The sequence below is a fragment of the Candidatus Protochlamydia phocaeensis genome, from assembly GCF_001545115.1.
GTDB classification, from domain to species: Bacteria; Chlamydiota; Chlamydiia; order Chlamydiales; family Parachlamydiaceae; genus Protochlamydia_A; species Protochlamydia_A phocaeensis.
The window spans coordinates 40,155-53,988 of record NZ_FCNU01000022.1; the positions used below are offsets into that span (position 1 = coordinate 40,155).

Here is a 13,834-nt window from a genome sequence, read left to right on the forward strand (position 1 = left end):
AGGAACAAGGTGAATCTTCTTCAATCTATTTAGCGGGGATGAAACAGGAAAGCGAATTTTAGCTTAATTGCTAAGGGGATTTTTTTAAACGCATAGCAGTTTTAAAAAAACTCCAAAGAAGCCATTCTTTGAATCATAATGGCCTAGATCCGTGTTCTAGAAGTTCGCAAAAATAAGAAGGCTATATTGGTTGAAATATGGCCTCCTTATTTCTTAGTCTACAGAGCGAGTTCCTAGAGAAAATAATCTCGAATATAGGCTGTTAGCTATTCAAAGAAAGGCTCTAAGATTCTAAATCCAAAGTTTAGAGTTAAAGCCATTTTAGCTAAAGTAGCGTTTTCGCTTTTTCTTTCCTCCCTATTTTCATAAACAACGTTGTTGAATGGCGTCGGCAAATAATTCTGGTTTAAGACCGCTCTTTTGCGCGTATTCCTTTTTTTAAAAGAAAGGAGAGTAAAGCGATAAAAAGAGGGAATAACCGTACACTCATTCAACTTTGTCATTAAATAGGAGTGGCTTATGAGTTTTACGCTTGCAAAAGAATTCCAATCGGTGCCTGTTGAAGCAACCGGCGTGGATCAAAAGCCGAAATTTGGTACATTTTTTGGTGTATATGTTCCAAGCATCTTAATGATGTTTGGGGTGATTATCTTCCTTCGACTAGGATGGATTTTGGGTAGTGCGGGCCTCTATTCAACTTTATTCATTGTAACGTTCGCTTCGCTTATTACCTTGATTACCATTTTGTCCATGTCTGCAGCTGCCACAAATATTAAAGTAGGTAAAGGCGGCGCCTACTACATGATCTCGCGGGCTCTTGGGATTGAAGTGGGCAGCGCGATTGGGTTGCCTCTGTTCTTGAAGCAAAGTGTCAGTATTTCTTTTTGCATCGTGGGATTTGCAGAATCCTTCCATGATCTTTTTCCCCAATTTTCATTGCCGGCCATTGGTGTTGTGACTCTCGCTGTTTTAACTATATTGGCTTATGTCTCTACGAATTTTGCCTTAAAGATACAGATGGTGATTTTTGGAATTATCATAGCTTCTCTTTATTCCCTTTTTGCCGGAGGAGAGGGAATGCTGGCTAATCATTCCTATACGCCAGTTAATACAGCTTCGCCATCTTTCTGGGGAATTTTTGCCATTTTCTTTCCGGCTCTAACGGGAATTGAGTCGAGCGCATCCCTATCTGGCGATTTAAAAAACCCTAGCCGTTCGCTTCCTCTTGGAACCATTACAGCAGTACTAACGGCTTATGCGGTCTACATGACCATTTCTATTTTTCTTTGGCAGCATATTTCTCAAGAACAGCTTATTTCCGATCCTATGGTCATCCAACACGTTGCAAAATTCGAATCGTTGATCATCCTGGGAATTTGGGGAGCGACGCTTTCTAGCGCGATTGGAGGATTGCTAGGGGCCCCTCGTACCTTGCAGGCTTTAGCAGAAGACGGCATTTTGCCAAAATTTTTAGCGAAAGAGTATGGGCCTTATCGTGAGCCTAGGCTGGCAACAGCTCTTACTGTTGCTTTGGCTCTTGTGGGAGTTTGTTTTGGAAGCATTAATATTATTGCTCCATTACTGACAATGGTCTGTTTGATCTGCTATGCCATGCTTAATCTGGCAGCTGGATTAGAAGATTTAATGGCTAATCCGAGCTGGCGGCCAACCTTCCCCATGCCTTGGGCTATTTCTTTTACGGGAACGGTCTTATGTTTAATTGCCATGCTCATGATTAATTCTGGAGCCGCCATTTTAGCGTTGTTATTAGTGTTGGTCATTTATGCCGTTTTAAAGGGAAAAAAGCTCCAGGCGACCTGGGAAGATATTCGCTATGGCATACTCATGTATTTCTCCCGCTTCGCTATTTACCGCCTAGCCCATGCGCTTCCCTCTTCACGCTCCTGGCGACCACATTTTTTGGTCTTTACGGGCAAGCCTTCGCAGGTATCCGATCATATTCTAAGTTTTTCGACGGCTATTACCCAGACAAAAGGATTCTTGACGGTCGCGTCCTTTTTCTCGCCCGATCAAGCGTCTCAAGAGCAAATTTCCGAACAGGATCATACTATTAAAACCCTGCTGAAGCATCATAAGATTGAGGCTTTAGTTCATCTTCATCAGGCCAAAACAGTCGCTTCGGGCATGAAGCAAATGATCGCTCATTATGGCATTGGTCCTTTGATGCCTAACACGATTGTTTGCGGAGGAACATCGCAAGAAGAAAATCTAATGAATTATTTGGAAGTCATTACGCTTGCGCATAAGCGCGGGCGCAATGTTGTCATTGTCAATGAAGAGCAAAAAGCTTCGCCCGCCCATTCTTATCGGCAAAAAGTCAAAGGGGATATTCACATTTGGTGGGATGATAAATTGCACCGCAATGTTGAACTGATGCTTGTTTTGGCTTACATGCTGCGTAAAAATCCTGATTGGAAACGCACTCGCATTTGCTTGGCCAGCGTCGTGTCTAATGAAGAGCTGCGCGCTAAGCGTTTGCAAGAATTCCAAGAACTTATTAAGCATAATCGCTTAAAAATTGAGACAACAGTGCTTGTCGCTTCCGATCCGGAAAAAGAGCAATTGGCTATCCTGAAAGAATTCTCTTCGCAAGCGGCGATGGTTTTTTTGAGCATGCGGGCGCCTGAAGAGGGAGAGTCCTTGGAAGATTATGCGCGTTATTTCCAAGCTCTTCCGCAAAAAGGTGCCGAGTTTCCTCCAGTTGCATTAGTGATGAGCGCCGAGCAAACAAACTTGCAAGAAGTTATGCAGGTGCAAATGGATTTCAAAGACATGGAAGTTTAACCTCTGGATCATCTCTTGTAGTCCTTTAAAACTACAAGAGATGAAATGAGAGCAAAAAAACTCCAAACTCAGGTTATTTAATGCTTCTGGCCGACTTTTTGGGCTTGGGAAAATACTTCAAGCATTGCCGTGTTGAAAGCCGGAATATCATCTGGCTTGCGGCTTGTGACCAAGAGCTCGTCTTTGACAACCTGTTTGTCAACCCAATTAGCGCCGGCATTGATGAGATCTGTCTTAATGGAAGGCCAAGAGGTCAATGTTCGGCCTTCCACAGCTTCCGCATTGATTAAAGTCCACGGACCGTGACAAATAGCGGCAATAGGTTTTTCTGCTTCAACGAAGGCCTTTACAAAATTGACAGCAGCAGGATCCATGCGCAAAGTGTCCGGATTCATCACTCCGCCGGGCAGCAAAAGAGCATCGTAATCATCGGCCTTAGCTTGATTCAACTCTTTGTCTACTGTAAATTCATTTCCCCATTCTTTATGGTTCCATCCTTTGACTTTACCTTTTGCAGGAGAAATAATAGTCGTTTTGGCTCCCGCTTGATCGAGCGCTTTTTTGGGTTCCGTCATCTCGACTTGTTCGAAACCATCGGCAACCAGAATGGCTACCCTTAAATCTTTAAGTTTTCTCTCCATCTTACCCTCCTTTGTTTAGTTATTCCCATGGATAAGCTTTATCAACTTACTGAAAGTTTGTCAATTTAGGGATTGATCGAAGAACGGTTAAGTGATTATTTAAATCAAAAAAAAATATGCTTTTTGATAAGCGTCTTTATGCCATTGATCCATCTTGCAGAGGCTGTATTCAAGTTGTTCTTTGCTATTTCGCAAACCTGCTTAATGAGGGCATCATATTATAATTGAGATTATCCATTATCCAAATAGAGAAGAAGATAATGGTAAAAATGAGAAAAACGGTGGAGAGGAAAAAGCCCAAATTCCAAAGAGGGCCTTTTTCGCGCCATAGATTGAGAAAAAAGATAAGTTGAACCGTCAACTGAAAGAGGGCTAGGATAAAAATCACAATAGCTGCCTGCCGAGCCTTTAAATAAAAAGAGTCGGGATAAAGGACGATAAAATAAGTGGCGAAGGTGAGGATAAGAGATAGGACAAATCCGGTGATGCGCCAGGTGAGTATTCCTTGCATAGGGTTCCCTCTTTATGTAAGATATTCCATTCCATAGACAACGGTAAATATGAAAATCCAGACAATATCGAGAAAGTGCCAGAAAAGGGCCATCCGAAAAATCCTGGAAAGGCTGGATGCAATAAGGGGGCGCAGCGCAATTCTGACCATCGCGACGATCATCCACAACAATCCTATAGATATATGCAATCCATGGGTTCCCACTAACGTAAAGAATGAAGACAAAAATGCGCTTCGCTGCCAACCGGCTCCTTCATCTATCAAGCGAGAAAATTCGGAAATCTCGATAAAGAGGAAAGCCATCCCTAATGCAAAGGTCATGAGAAACCAGAAAATAGCCGGCGTTTTCTGTTTTTGCTGAGCAGCAATCATGGCAAGGGAACAGGTAAAACTGCTGGTAAGCAGGATAAGCGTTTCTGCAAGCGCTAATGGCAAATGAAAAAGCTCTCGTCCGGAAGGGCCGCCAAAGTTGCTATTGCGTAAAACGGCAAAAGCGGCAAAAAGAACTGCAAAAATAATGAGATCGGTCATTAAATAAATCCAAAACCCGAAGACTTTTGTGTCTTCTGTCAAATTGGCTTCGCTTTCCATCAGGCCCCCCGACCCATTGATTGTTCAATCCGTGCAACCTCTGCGGCGGGTAGCACGTACTCCATCTCTTCATCAAAGGAAATCCTAATCACGCAGGCAATTGCGCCTGCAAGGCCAACCATGAATAGCCAGAGAATGTGCCAAACGAGAGCAAATCCCAGTAAGAAAGCAAAGCCTGAAATATAAATTCCCATGCCCGTATAGCGGGGCAATAAAAGATCTTTATATTGCTTTGATGGTTTGCGGCCTTCTTTCTTCATGCTCCAAAATTCTTCGCGGCTTGTAACAGTTGGAATCACGGCAAAATTATAAAATGGCGGAGGGGAAGCGGTCGCCCATTCAAGCGTCCGTCCATTCCAAGGGTCTCCAGTTACGTCTCGCAGCTGTTTTCTTTCCCTAATGCTGACAATAATTTGAATGACTTGTGTCAGGATTCCGCATGAAATAAGGATAAATCCCAACAGGGCTGTAAGATATAAAGGCTGCCAACCGGTCGATGCGGAATAATGGTCAAGCCGCCGCGTCGCTCCCATGAATCCCAATAAATAAAGGGGAAGGAAGGACACGAAAAATCCAATCAGCCATAACCAAAAAGCACGCTTGCCTAGCCGCTCATCGAGTTTAAATCCCATGATTTTGGGAAACCAATAGGTGATCCCTGCAAAGATTCCAAACAAGGCGACTCCGACAATCATGGTATGGAAGTGGGCGATCAGGAATAAACTATTATGAACTTGAAAGTCGGCAGGCGGAGCGGCCATCAATACGCCTGCCATGCCGCCTATGCAAAAAAGAACAATAAAACCCATAAACCAGTACATAGGGGAAGCAAAATGCACCTGGCCTTTAAACATGGTTAAAATCCAATTGAAGACTTGCACTCCAGACGGAATGGCGATGAGCATGGTCACAATTCCGAAGAAGGAATTCACGCTGGCGCCGGCCCCCATTGTAAAGAAATGATGCAGCCAGACCAAGTAAGAAAGAAAGGTAATGGCAAGCGCTGCCCATACCATGGACACATAGCCGGATATTTTCTTTTGCGAAAAAGTAGCGACGATTTCCGAGAACATGCCGAAGGCCGGCAAGACCAAAATATAGACTTCGGGATGGCCCCACATCCAAATGAGATTAAAGTACATCATTTGATTTCCGCCGAATCCGGTCGTAAAAAAATGCATATCTAAAAAGCGGTCAAGCCAAAGGAGCAGTGTCGTTGCAGTGAGGACAGGAAAGGCGGAGATAATCAGAATCATGCCGCAGAAAGATGTCCAAATGAAAAGCGGCGTTTTCATCAACGTCATCCCAGGCGCCCGTTTTTTTATGATCGTCACAATAAAGTTGATGGCTGCAAGCAGACTGCCAAGTCCGGATAGCTGCAAACTCCAAATCAAGTAATCCACTCCAACGCCTGGATTGAATTCTAGCTCTGATAGCGGGGCAAACGCCAGCCAGCCTGTATTGGCAAAATCTCCGCCGATCATAAAAAACAAGTTGATAAGAGCGCCGCCGGCAATAGTCAGCCAAAGGCCGAGCGAATTCAAGAAGGGAAAAGCGAGATCGCGAGCGCCGATTTGAAGCGGCACGATCCAATTCATTAGCCCAAAGAAAAAACCCATGGTGACAAAGAAGACCATAATGTCGCCATGCGCCGTGAAAATTTGTTGGAAATGATCCGCGCTAAGATAGCCTTGCGAATCTGCGGCAATCGCTTGCTGAAGCCAAATCATCCCGGCATCGACCAATCCGCGAAAGAACATGAGAGCGGCAAAGAGAATATACATCGTTCCAATCTTTTTGGGATCGGTCGAGGTAAGCCATTCCTTCCAGAGCCAGCCCCATCGCTTAGTTTTCGTCAGAATAATTGCTGCTGCGATTCCCATGAGCACAATAAAAACGGTCGCCCCTATTGTATACCAATGATGAGGCAGTGCATCTAAAGTGAGTTTTCCAAAGATGAAGTCTTTCATTGTTTTGTTGAATGGGGATGCATGTATTTTTCCACGATTTTATTAAATAAATTTTTTTCAACGGATGAATATAAGGTAATGGGATGATTTTGGGAGCGTTTGACAAGGTCATTGTAAAGGGGATCAGTCAACCGTAAAGGAGATTGCTTGACCAAAGAGACCCAATTTTCAAATTCTGGTTGCGAAGTAGACTTTGCAATAAAAGTCATATCGGCATAGCCTTGTCCATTGATTTCCGCCGCCCTTCCCCTATACTCACCGGGCTCATCGGCCATGAGGTGGAGCGGCGTAACCATTCCCGTCATGGAATAGATTTGTCCGCTCAGCTGTGGAATCCAAAATGAGTTCATGGGAGAGCCATCAGCCGATAGAGCAAAGCGAATGGGAGTCTGAGTGGGGAATTGAACAAAGTTGACAGTGGCAATTCCTTGCTCCGGATAGATAAATAACCATTTCCAATCAAGTGCGATCACTTGAATGGTGAGGGGCTTGCGCTCGCTACGAATAGGTTGATAAGGATCTAATTCATGCGTCGCATTCCACGTGATGACTGCCATGACTGCAACCACAATGGAAGGAATAATCCATAACAGCAGCTCTCCAAAAATGCCAAGCGCTTGTTCCGGATCATATTTTGCTTTTAAATTTTTACCGTGATATTTCCAGGCCGCTATGAAAAGCAAAATGAGCGTTGGCAGGACAATCAAAAGCATGAGAAGAATATTTGTTACAATGAGATTCAACTCGCTGCGCGCAACTATCCCTTTAGGATGAGCGACTAAAGCATTTTCATCTTTTAAAATGAAAAAAATGACTAGCCCTATACTCAATAGAAAAAAAAGGCTTATAGCAAATTTGATTTTTCTCATATTTGCTATAAAAAATATATTTTAAATTTTAAATCAATGAAAAAAGACGCTTTCGGGAAGAGGGGAAGACAATAATTAATTTTTTATGATACAAGCAAAATATCGCTATAACCATTCTTTGCCGCTGATTGAATAGCCTCTTATCAATCTAAGAATGATTAAAATTTTGCTTTTTAATTGGATTTGAAGCTAATGGACTTCAAAAGGGCTTTCGCATGAATGAATTAAGCGGATCAATTCAAAAGCTTTGATAAACAAAGGAAGATAAAAATGAAACAAACGATTGATCTGCCGGCTAAGTTATCCGGGATTTTTTCCTTAGGTGGAGAGCTGCCCGTCTATCGCCTTGGTTTTGGTGCCATGCGTCTGACCGGTGCAGGAATATGGGGGAATCCGAAGAATTCAAAAGAGGCTCAAGCAGTCTTGCGGCGAGCGATTGAGCTGGGAATCAATTTTATTGATACCGCAGATTCCTATGGACCGGAAGTGTCTGAAAATATCATTGCCAAATCCCTTTATCCTTATCCTTCAGGCCTTGTTATTGCGACCAAAGGGGGATTGACTAGACAAGGGCCCAATAAATGGGCTCCGGTTGGGCGGCCGGAATATCTCATTCAATGCGTAGAAATGAGCCTTAGGCGTTTGCGTCTAGATTGCATTGATCTGTATCAATTTCACGCAATTGATCCCTTGGTCAGATTGGAAGATTCGTTAGGTGTGCTTAAATCTATGCAGGAGCAAGGCAAAATTCGCTATATTGGCGTTTCTAATTTTTCTGTATCGGAAATAGAGCGTGCGCGAAAAGTCGTTGAAGTTGTTTCAGTGCAAAATCTCTACAATTTAGATAATCGCCAATCGGAAAGTGTGCTGCGCTATTGTGAAAAGCATCAATTGGCCTTCATTCCCTGGTATCCCATCGCAAGCGGCGAGCTTGCCCGCCAAGGGGGAGCGTTAGACAAGCTAGCTAAGTTGAAGGGCGCCACTCCGGCTCAAATCGCCTTGGCCTGGCTCCTCAACCATTCTCCTGTCATGCTGCCAATTCCCGGAACGGCTTCTATACACCATTTGGAAGAAAACACGGCTGCAGCTTCCCTCGATTTGACTAATCAAGAATTGGCCCAGCTCGATTCCTTAAAAGCTCAAGAGTAAACAAATAAATTTCTTTAAATGCAAAAATTAGAAGAAATTTAACTCCTAGGAGGAAAAATGAAAAAAGATTTCAAGCAAGAGTATAAAGAAGCGTTCATGCGCAGGGCTATTGAACTGAGCAGGCAAGGCGCAATTATTGAAAAGACGGGAGGGGTCTTTGGAGCGGTGATTGTCAAAGACGGAAAAATCATTGCGGAAGGATATAATCAAGTCATCAAGCATCAGGATCCTACGTGGCATGCCGAAATGCAAGCCATCAGAGAGGCGTGTAAAAAGCTGGGTTCTCCTCATTTGGAGGGATGCGTTCTGTATACGAGTGCTGAATGCTGCCCGATGTGCTTGGCGGCCGCTTACTGGGCGCACATCGACCACATCTTTTATGGAGCCCGCGTGGAAGATTCGTTGAAATATGGAGACTTTCAAGATGTCAATATTTTAGATGAAATCCGCAAGGAGCCCAAAGAGAGGCAAATTCAATTTACAGAAATGATGCGGCCCGAAGCTGTAGAAGTCTGGAAAGCATTTTCGCAAATGCCGGATCGCGCCCGTTATTAATTCACAAGGCACGCGAATAATGAATCGAAGGGATTAGACAAAAGTGGAGATCGTGCAAAAGCCTTTAGATAATGGAACCATGCTGCTTCTTAACATGCATGTTCATCCTCAAGCTCTTGCGGAATTTACGGCTTGGCTAGCCAAGCTCAATACGCTTATTACGGCTAGTCCTGGCTTTATCAGCTTGGAGGTTTTGTCTCCAAAAGAGAAGGGAGAGCTGTGGACAGTTGTCCAGCGTTTTTGTGATGCAGAAAGCCTTTCTGTTTGGCGCTCTTCTAAAGACTACGAAGAGTTAATAGCTGCAGTTAGAGAACTGCTAGCGGACGAACGATTGGATGCCGTGCAAGAAAAAGTCGTGCAAGCAGCGGATTTGCAAGGCGGAGTAACGGAAGTATTTGTTACCCAGATCAGTCCTGATCAAGAAGACGCTTTTCGGAAATGGGTCGCAAAAATCCATCAGGTCGAAGCGCAGTTCCCGGGCTTTAGGGGAATGTATATCCAATCGCCCCGGCAAATTAAAGGACAAAATTGGGTGACTTTCTTGCAATTTGATACAACGGAAAATTTGGATCGTTGGCTCTCTTCTCAGGAACGACAAGCGATTCTGGAAGAATCTAAAGGGTTTATTTCTTTACTTGAAAGCCATCGCGTCATCTCTCCCTATGCCGGCTGGTTTTCGTCTTTAGTGTCAACGGAAGGCCTGCCGCCTGTGTGGAAGCAAACATGCGTTGTGCTGCTGGTGCTTTTTCCCATTGTCATGTTAGAGCTTAAATTTCTTTCGCCTCTGACACGTTCGTTGAATTCCTCGGTTGCCACTTTTATAGGCAATGCCATTAGCGTGGCATTAATTTCCTGGCCCTTCATGCCGATTGCCATTGGGTTTTTAGGTTGGTGGCTGTCTCCAAAACAAGGAAAGCAGCGATCAGTTTCTCTCATGGGAACGCTTGTGATCCTCATTCTTTATATGTGTGAAATTCTTCTGTTCTGGAACTTGTTGTAAGGACTTTAAGAAATGAAGCTGCTTGATAAAAGACTCTGGGAATGCTGCGAAAAAGCAACAATTGACAGGATGCTCAACCTGGAGACTTAGGCCATGGCAAAAAGAAGGAGGTTTCAAGATTTCTCACAGAGGGCAGCTTAAGAATTAGGATGAGGCGATCGCCTATTTAGATGCTGCTTTAGAAGAGAGTTTAAAAGGCGAAGAAGGGACTTAATTGCTCTTCGCAATGTCGCAGAAGGACAATGTTATATTGATGAATAGCCAAAAGCTTATGTTAACCAAAAATCCCTAGCGATGAGTCGTGATAAAAGTAATTCTAAATGGCATACGCTTGTTACATTTTTCGTTGGAATAGGATTGAAAATTGAGATGAAGCTAATGCGTATTTCCCAGGTGGCTTTTTAGTAGTCATTGAAAAGGCGAATCGCCCGCGCTGATCTTCCCATTCCTAAAAAAAACCTCAACTGCTAACCTTCCTTAATTTTATTCGGGAAGAAAAATGCGCCAATTCTTTCTTATCCTTTCTATGAGCTTAATGGCTCTATGCAGCTATGGTGAAGAATCCTTATCAAGGCAGGGAACAATGGAACAATCAACCACTCCGCGTTATCTCTATAAAATGCTTTCAATCCAAGATTGGAAAGTCAGCAAATCCAGCCCTTTTGTCAAATTGTCGGCTGCTGACAAGGACTTTATTCACTTTTCTACAGACGATCAGCTCGATAAGATCATAGATAAGTATTGGGGAGATGTTCTGTCTTTTGTCATGTTAAAAGTGGATACGCAAAAATTGCCAGGAAGAATGGTTTTTGAGGCCAATCCGGGCGGTATTAATCGCTACTATCACCTTTACGATGGGGCGATTCCTCTTGACGCTGTCACTGAATCGCGCTTCATTGAAAGAAGAAATGAGCAAGCGAAACATGATCTGAAGTCTTTGCCGGTTGTACAAGTCGGCGAGCCCGTGCTTCGTCAGCTTGCCCGGCCGCTATCTAAAGAAGATATTCTCAGCCAAGACACTCAAGATCTGATTCAACAAATGAAAGCGGCCATGGAAGCAGCTCCAGGAGTGGGCTTGGCAGCTCCGCAAATTGGAAAGGCCCTGCAGATCATTGTCATAGAAGATAAATCAGACTACCATACGTCCTTAACAACTCTGCAGCTTGCAGAAAGAGGGCGGGTACCTGTGCCCTTCCACGTGATTATCAATCCCAGTCTTCATATTATTGAGGAAGAGAAAGTCGAGTTTTTTGAGGGATGCCTAAGCATTCCGGAATTAATAGGGGTAGTGCCTCGGGCAAAAACAGTAAGGGTGGAGTGCTTAAATGAAATGGCTCAGCCAGTTGTCATCAATGCGACAGGATGGTATGCACGTATTTTGCAGCATGAAATCGATCATCTCAATGGAGTGCTTTTCATTGATCGCGCACATGCACGAACGCTTATGACGCAAGACAACTACGCTAAATATTGGAAAAATAAATCCATTTTTGACATTAAAAAGAGTCTAGGCATCTATTAAGGTGATAGAATTTTGGCTGATAAGATAGGCATTCATTAATGAATGCCTTTTAACAATTCGATCCTTAAAGAATAGAAGCTTATTTAGGTTTTTTTTTCTTGCCAGATGTAGCTAAAGCGTTAATTCTTGGCTTATCTGTTTGTCCCGTCAAAGTAACTTTTAGGGGCTTCCCAGTGGCTTCTTCCTTTGTTGGAACAAGCGCCTCTTTTTTCTCGCTTGGATGCTTTCTTGTTGGCATGATCCCTCCTTTTAAAGCTCTGCTAGACTAGCAAGGCATGTGTATGTTTAAATGAGATTTAAAACAAAAGAATCTCAAATTTAAATCACTCTAATTTTGCAAGCACACAACGTGCGTTCTTTTCCATTTTTCCGCTCTCTTTCGTTTATAGGTCTAAAATAAATTTATTGTATTATTTTTTTTAATTTATTAAAGAAAAAGTAAGTTATTTATTTTAGAGGAGTAATGGAAGCGACTTATCCGTTTAGTGTTCATTGGAGTCCTTATTCAGTTGCGGAGACGGTGCAGCATCTGGATGCTGCCCTGCGAGCGAAAGGAACGCCTGTATTTGCTTTAATTGATCATTCGGGAGAGGCCAGCCGTGTTGGGCTTTCTTTAGCGGATGAAAAATTATTGATTTTTGGAGACCCTAAGGTGGGGACGTTTTTGATGCAGGAAAACCCTGCCATTGGATTTGACTTACCGCTTAAAGTACTAGTTTGGAAAGATGCATCCGGATCGACTCAAATTGCCTATACAGATCCTAGTGTATTAAAAGACCGCTATCACATTGAAAAGAATAAAGAGATATTGGAAAAAATGGCCCATGCTCTTTCTAGCTTAATTAATGAAGTAATTAAATAGGAGGCCGTTATGAGAGGGATTAACAAGATCGCCTCGTTTGCTATTTTTCTCAGCTTCTGCTCGCTAAGTTGTTTTGCCCAATCGAAAGATCCAGCCCTTTCACCCGGAATTATAGAACAAGGAGATGGAATGAATAAAAAATCTACCGCACGCTTAGAAGGTAAGTGGCGGGTCATCGGTTGTCAATTAAATACAGTTTGGCTTCCTTCTCCTATATTCGAGAACTTTATTTATAGCTTTCCGGATAAGGAGCATTATAAACTGGACTGGGCGGATTTGACCTTTCCTAAATATGTCGGAGGCTTTCCTAAAAGTCCAACCGGCCGCATTTCCATCAATACCAATGTCACGCCCAATGAAATGGATTTAGTCCCAGATACTGGACCTTATGCCGGGCAAACGCTAAAGGGAATCTTCGAATTAGATCACGATATTCTAAAAGCCAATTTTTCCTTTCCCGACCATGCTCGTCCTAAAGAATTTGCTGCCGAGCAAAATCAAGTGTATGAAATTTGGCAGCGTCTTTAAGCTAGCTTTTTACGATAAATGGCAAGGGAAAATTGCCGGCTGTTAGAGGGAGAGGATTAAAATTCATCATAATCGATGGTTGAAATTAGTTTCTCCCTAAGAGGCGATAGGAGATAGCGGACAATGTTGAGTAAAGAGGGGCCGCTATCTCTATTGCTTCCTGGGGAAAAGATCGAATCTCGGTTTTTAGCGGTTTTAACATTTTCTCTTAAGCCCCTCGGGCTTTAGCCGGCAATTTAAAGATTAGTTAAATTATTGCGTTTCAATTTTTTTAAGCTTTTCAATGCCTACTACAGAGCTGCCTAATAAGGTCCACGGGCCCTTTAAACGGCCACGTTTAAATTCATAGACTTGCACGCCAAGATAATTGGGATCTTCTACTCCTCTAAAGATAAACGAGATTTGATCGCCATCACGCACACCTGTTCCTACATTATAGGTGCCATCGCTAAATGTCCAATATATCGCATAAGTCTCCTCTTGCTTTTCTAATATGGCAACGCCCGTATACCGTTGGCCAAGAAACGGATCGAAGCCCGATACTTCGTAAGCTCCGGAAAGATCTGCCTGAAGGCACATATAGGGGAATAAAAAGAAGAAATAAAGGCATAAGAGTTTTTTCAGCATAATAGCTCCTATTGTTGTTTATATTTAGACCCTTCTTTTGGCTATGCCAAGGCATCTGCTCTTTGAAAAATTCAAAAGGTCTTTTTAAAGACTGTCTGTGGAATAAAATTTGTCTCACTTTTCCCGTTAAATACCACCTATACCGATCTTTTGAAAAAAAAGGTAGTACATAAAAGCTTGTCTCCAAACTCAAGCTATTAGCCT

The 13,834-nt window shown here is 43.1% G+C and carries 14 protein-coding genes; 7 read left to right on the plus strand and 7 right to left on the minus strand.

Annotated elements, in window-relative coordinates; all coding sequences use genetic code 11:
* Positions 1-519 precede the first annotated feature (519 nt).
* Entirely contained in the window at positions 520-2,805 is a 2,286-nt protein-coding gene (locus BN3769_RS07650) for an amino acid permease (RefSeq protein WP_068469228.1), read from the plus strand.
* 77 nt (positions 2,806-2,882) lie between these two features.
* Here the strand turns inward: BN3769_RS07650 and BN3769_RS07655 are convergent, their stop codons facing one another.
* From BN3769_RS07655 to BN3769_RS07675, 5 genes are all read right to left on the minus strand, one after another.
* The gene (locus tag BN3769_RS07655; RefSeq protein ID WP_068469231.1) at positions 2,883-3,446 is read right to left on the minus strand and encodes a type 1 glutamine amidotransferase domain-containing protein; all 564 of its coding nucleotides are present in this window, start codon (positions 3,444-3,446) and stop codon (positions 2,883-2,885) included.
* Positions 3,447-3,630: 184 nt separating this feature from the next.
* A complete protein-coding gene (locus tag BN3769_RS07660; protein ID WP_068469233.1) occupies positions 3,631-3,957 on the minus strand; it encodes a cytochrome o ubiquinol oxidase subunit IV in 327 nt (108 codons plus the stop codon).
* 12 nt (positions 3,958-3,969) lie between these two features.
* The gene (gene cyoC, locus BN3769_RS07665; protein WP_068469235.1) at positions 3,970-4,548 is read right to left on the minus strand and encodes a cytochrome o ubiquinol oxidase subunit III; all 579 of its coding nucleotides are present in this window, start codon (positions 4,546-4,548) and stop codon (positions 3,970-3,972) included.
* Positions 4,548-6,506, minus strand: a complete 1,959-nt coding sequence (locus BN3769_RS07670; protein ID WP_068469632.1) for a cbb3-type cytochrome c oxidase subunit I — start codon at positions 6,504-6,506, stop codon at positions 4,548-4,550. The genes cyoC and BN3769_RS07670 overlap by 1 nt, the downstream gene beginning before the upstream one ends.
* Positions 6,507-6,514: 8 nt before the next feature.
* On the minus strand, positions 6,515-7,387 hold the full coding sequence (locus BN3769_RS07675; RefSeq protein ID WP_079989471.1) for a COX aromatic rich motif-containing protein: 873 nt from the start codon (positions 7,385-7,387) through the stop codon (positions 6,515-6,517).
* Positions 7,388-7,657: 270 nt separating this feature from the next.
* Here BN3769_RS07675 and BN3769_RS07680 point away from each other — a divergent pair, with 270 nt between their 5' ends.
* From BN3769_RS07680 to def, 4 genes are all read left to right on the plus strand, one after another.
* The gene (locus tag BN3769_RS07680; protein WP_068469237.1) at positions 7,658-8,536 is read left to right on the plus strand and encodes an aldo/keto reductase; all 879 of its coding nucleotides are present in this window, start codon (positions 7,658-7,660) and stop codon (positions 8,534-8,536) included.
* Positions 8,537-8,593: 57 nt separating this feature from the next.
* Entirely contained in the window at positions 8,594-9,091 is a 498-nt protein-coding gene (locus BN3769_RS07685; protein WP_068469239.1) for a nucleoside deaminase, read from the plus strand.
* 52 nt (positions 9,092-9,143) lie between these two features.
* On the plus strand, positions 9,144-10,091 hold the full coding sequence (locus BN3769_RS07690) for an antibiotic biosynthesis monooxygenase (RefSeq protein WP_228840652.1): 948 nt from the start codon (positions 9,144-9,146) through the stop codon (positions 10,089-10,091).
* 499 nt (positions 10,092-10,590) lie between these two features.
* On the plus strand, positions 10,591-11,613 hold the full coding sequence (def, locus tag BN3769_RS14475; RefSeq protein ID WP_079989472.1) for a peptide deformylase: 1,023 nt from the start codon (positions 10,591-10,593) through the stop codon (positions 11,611-11,613).
* A gap of 79 nt (positions 11,614-11,692) precedes the next feature.
* Here the strand turns inward: def and BN3769_RS14725 are convergent, their stop codons facing one another.
* On the minus strand, positions 11,693-11,851 hold the full coding sequence (locus tag BN3769_RS14725) for a hypothetical protein (protein WP_154017856.1): 159 nt from the start codon (positions 11,849-11,851) through the stop codon (positions 11,693-11,695).
* 225 nt (positions 11,852-12,076) lie between these two features.
* Here BN3769_RS14725 and BN3769_RS07700 point away from each other — a divergent pair, with 225 nt between their 5' ends.
* Positions 12,077-12,475 (plus strand): DUF302 domain-containing protein, encoded by a 399-nt coding sequence (locus BN3769_RS07700; protein ID WP_068469241.1) that lies wholly within the window; start codon positions 12,077-12,079, stop codon positions 12,473-12,475.
* Between the two features lie 9 nt (positions 12,476-12,484).
* Complete coding sequence (locus BN3769_RS07705) at positions 12,485-13,003, plus strand: TIGR03067 domain-containing protein (protein ID WP_068469242.1); 519 nt, start codon at positions 12,485-12,487, stop codon at positions 13,001-13,003.
* Between the two features lie 252 nt (positions 13,004-13,255).
* Here the strand turns inward: BN3769_RS07705 and BN3769_RS07710 are convergent, their stop codons facing one another.
* The gene (locus BN3769_RS07710; protein WP_068469244.1) at positions 13,256-13,630 is read right to left on the minus strand and encodes a hypothetical protein; all 375 of its coding nucleotides are present in this window, start codon (positions 13,628-13,630) and stop codon (positions 13,256-13,258) included.
* Between the last annotated feature and the right edge of the window lie 204 nt (positions 13,631-13,834).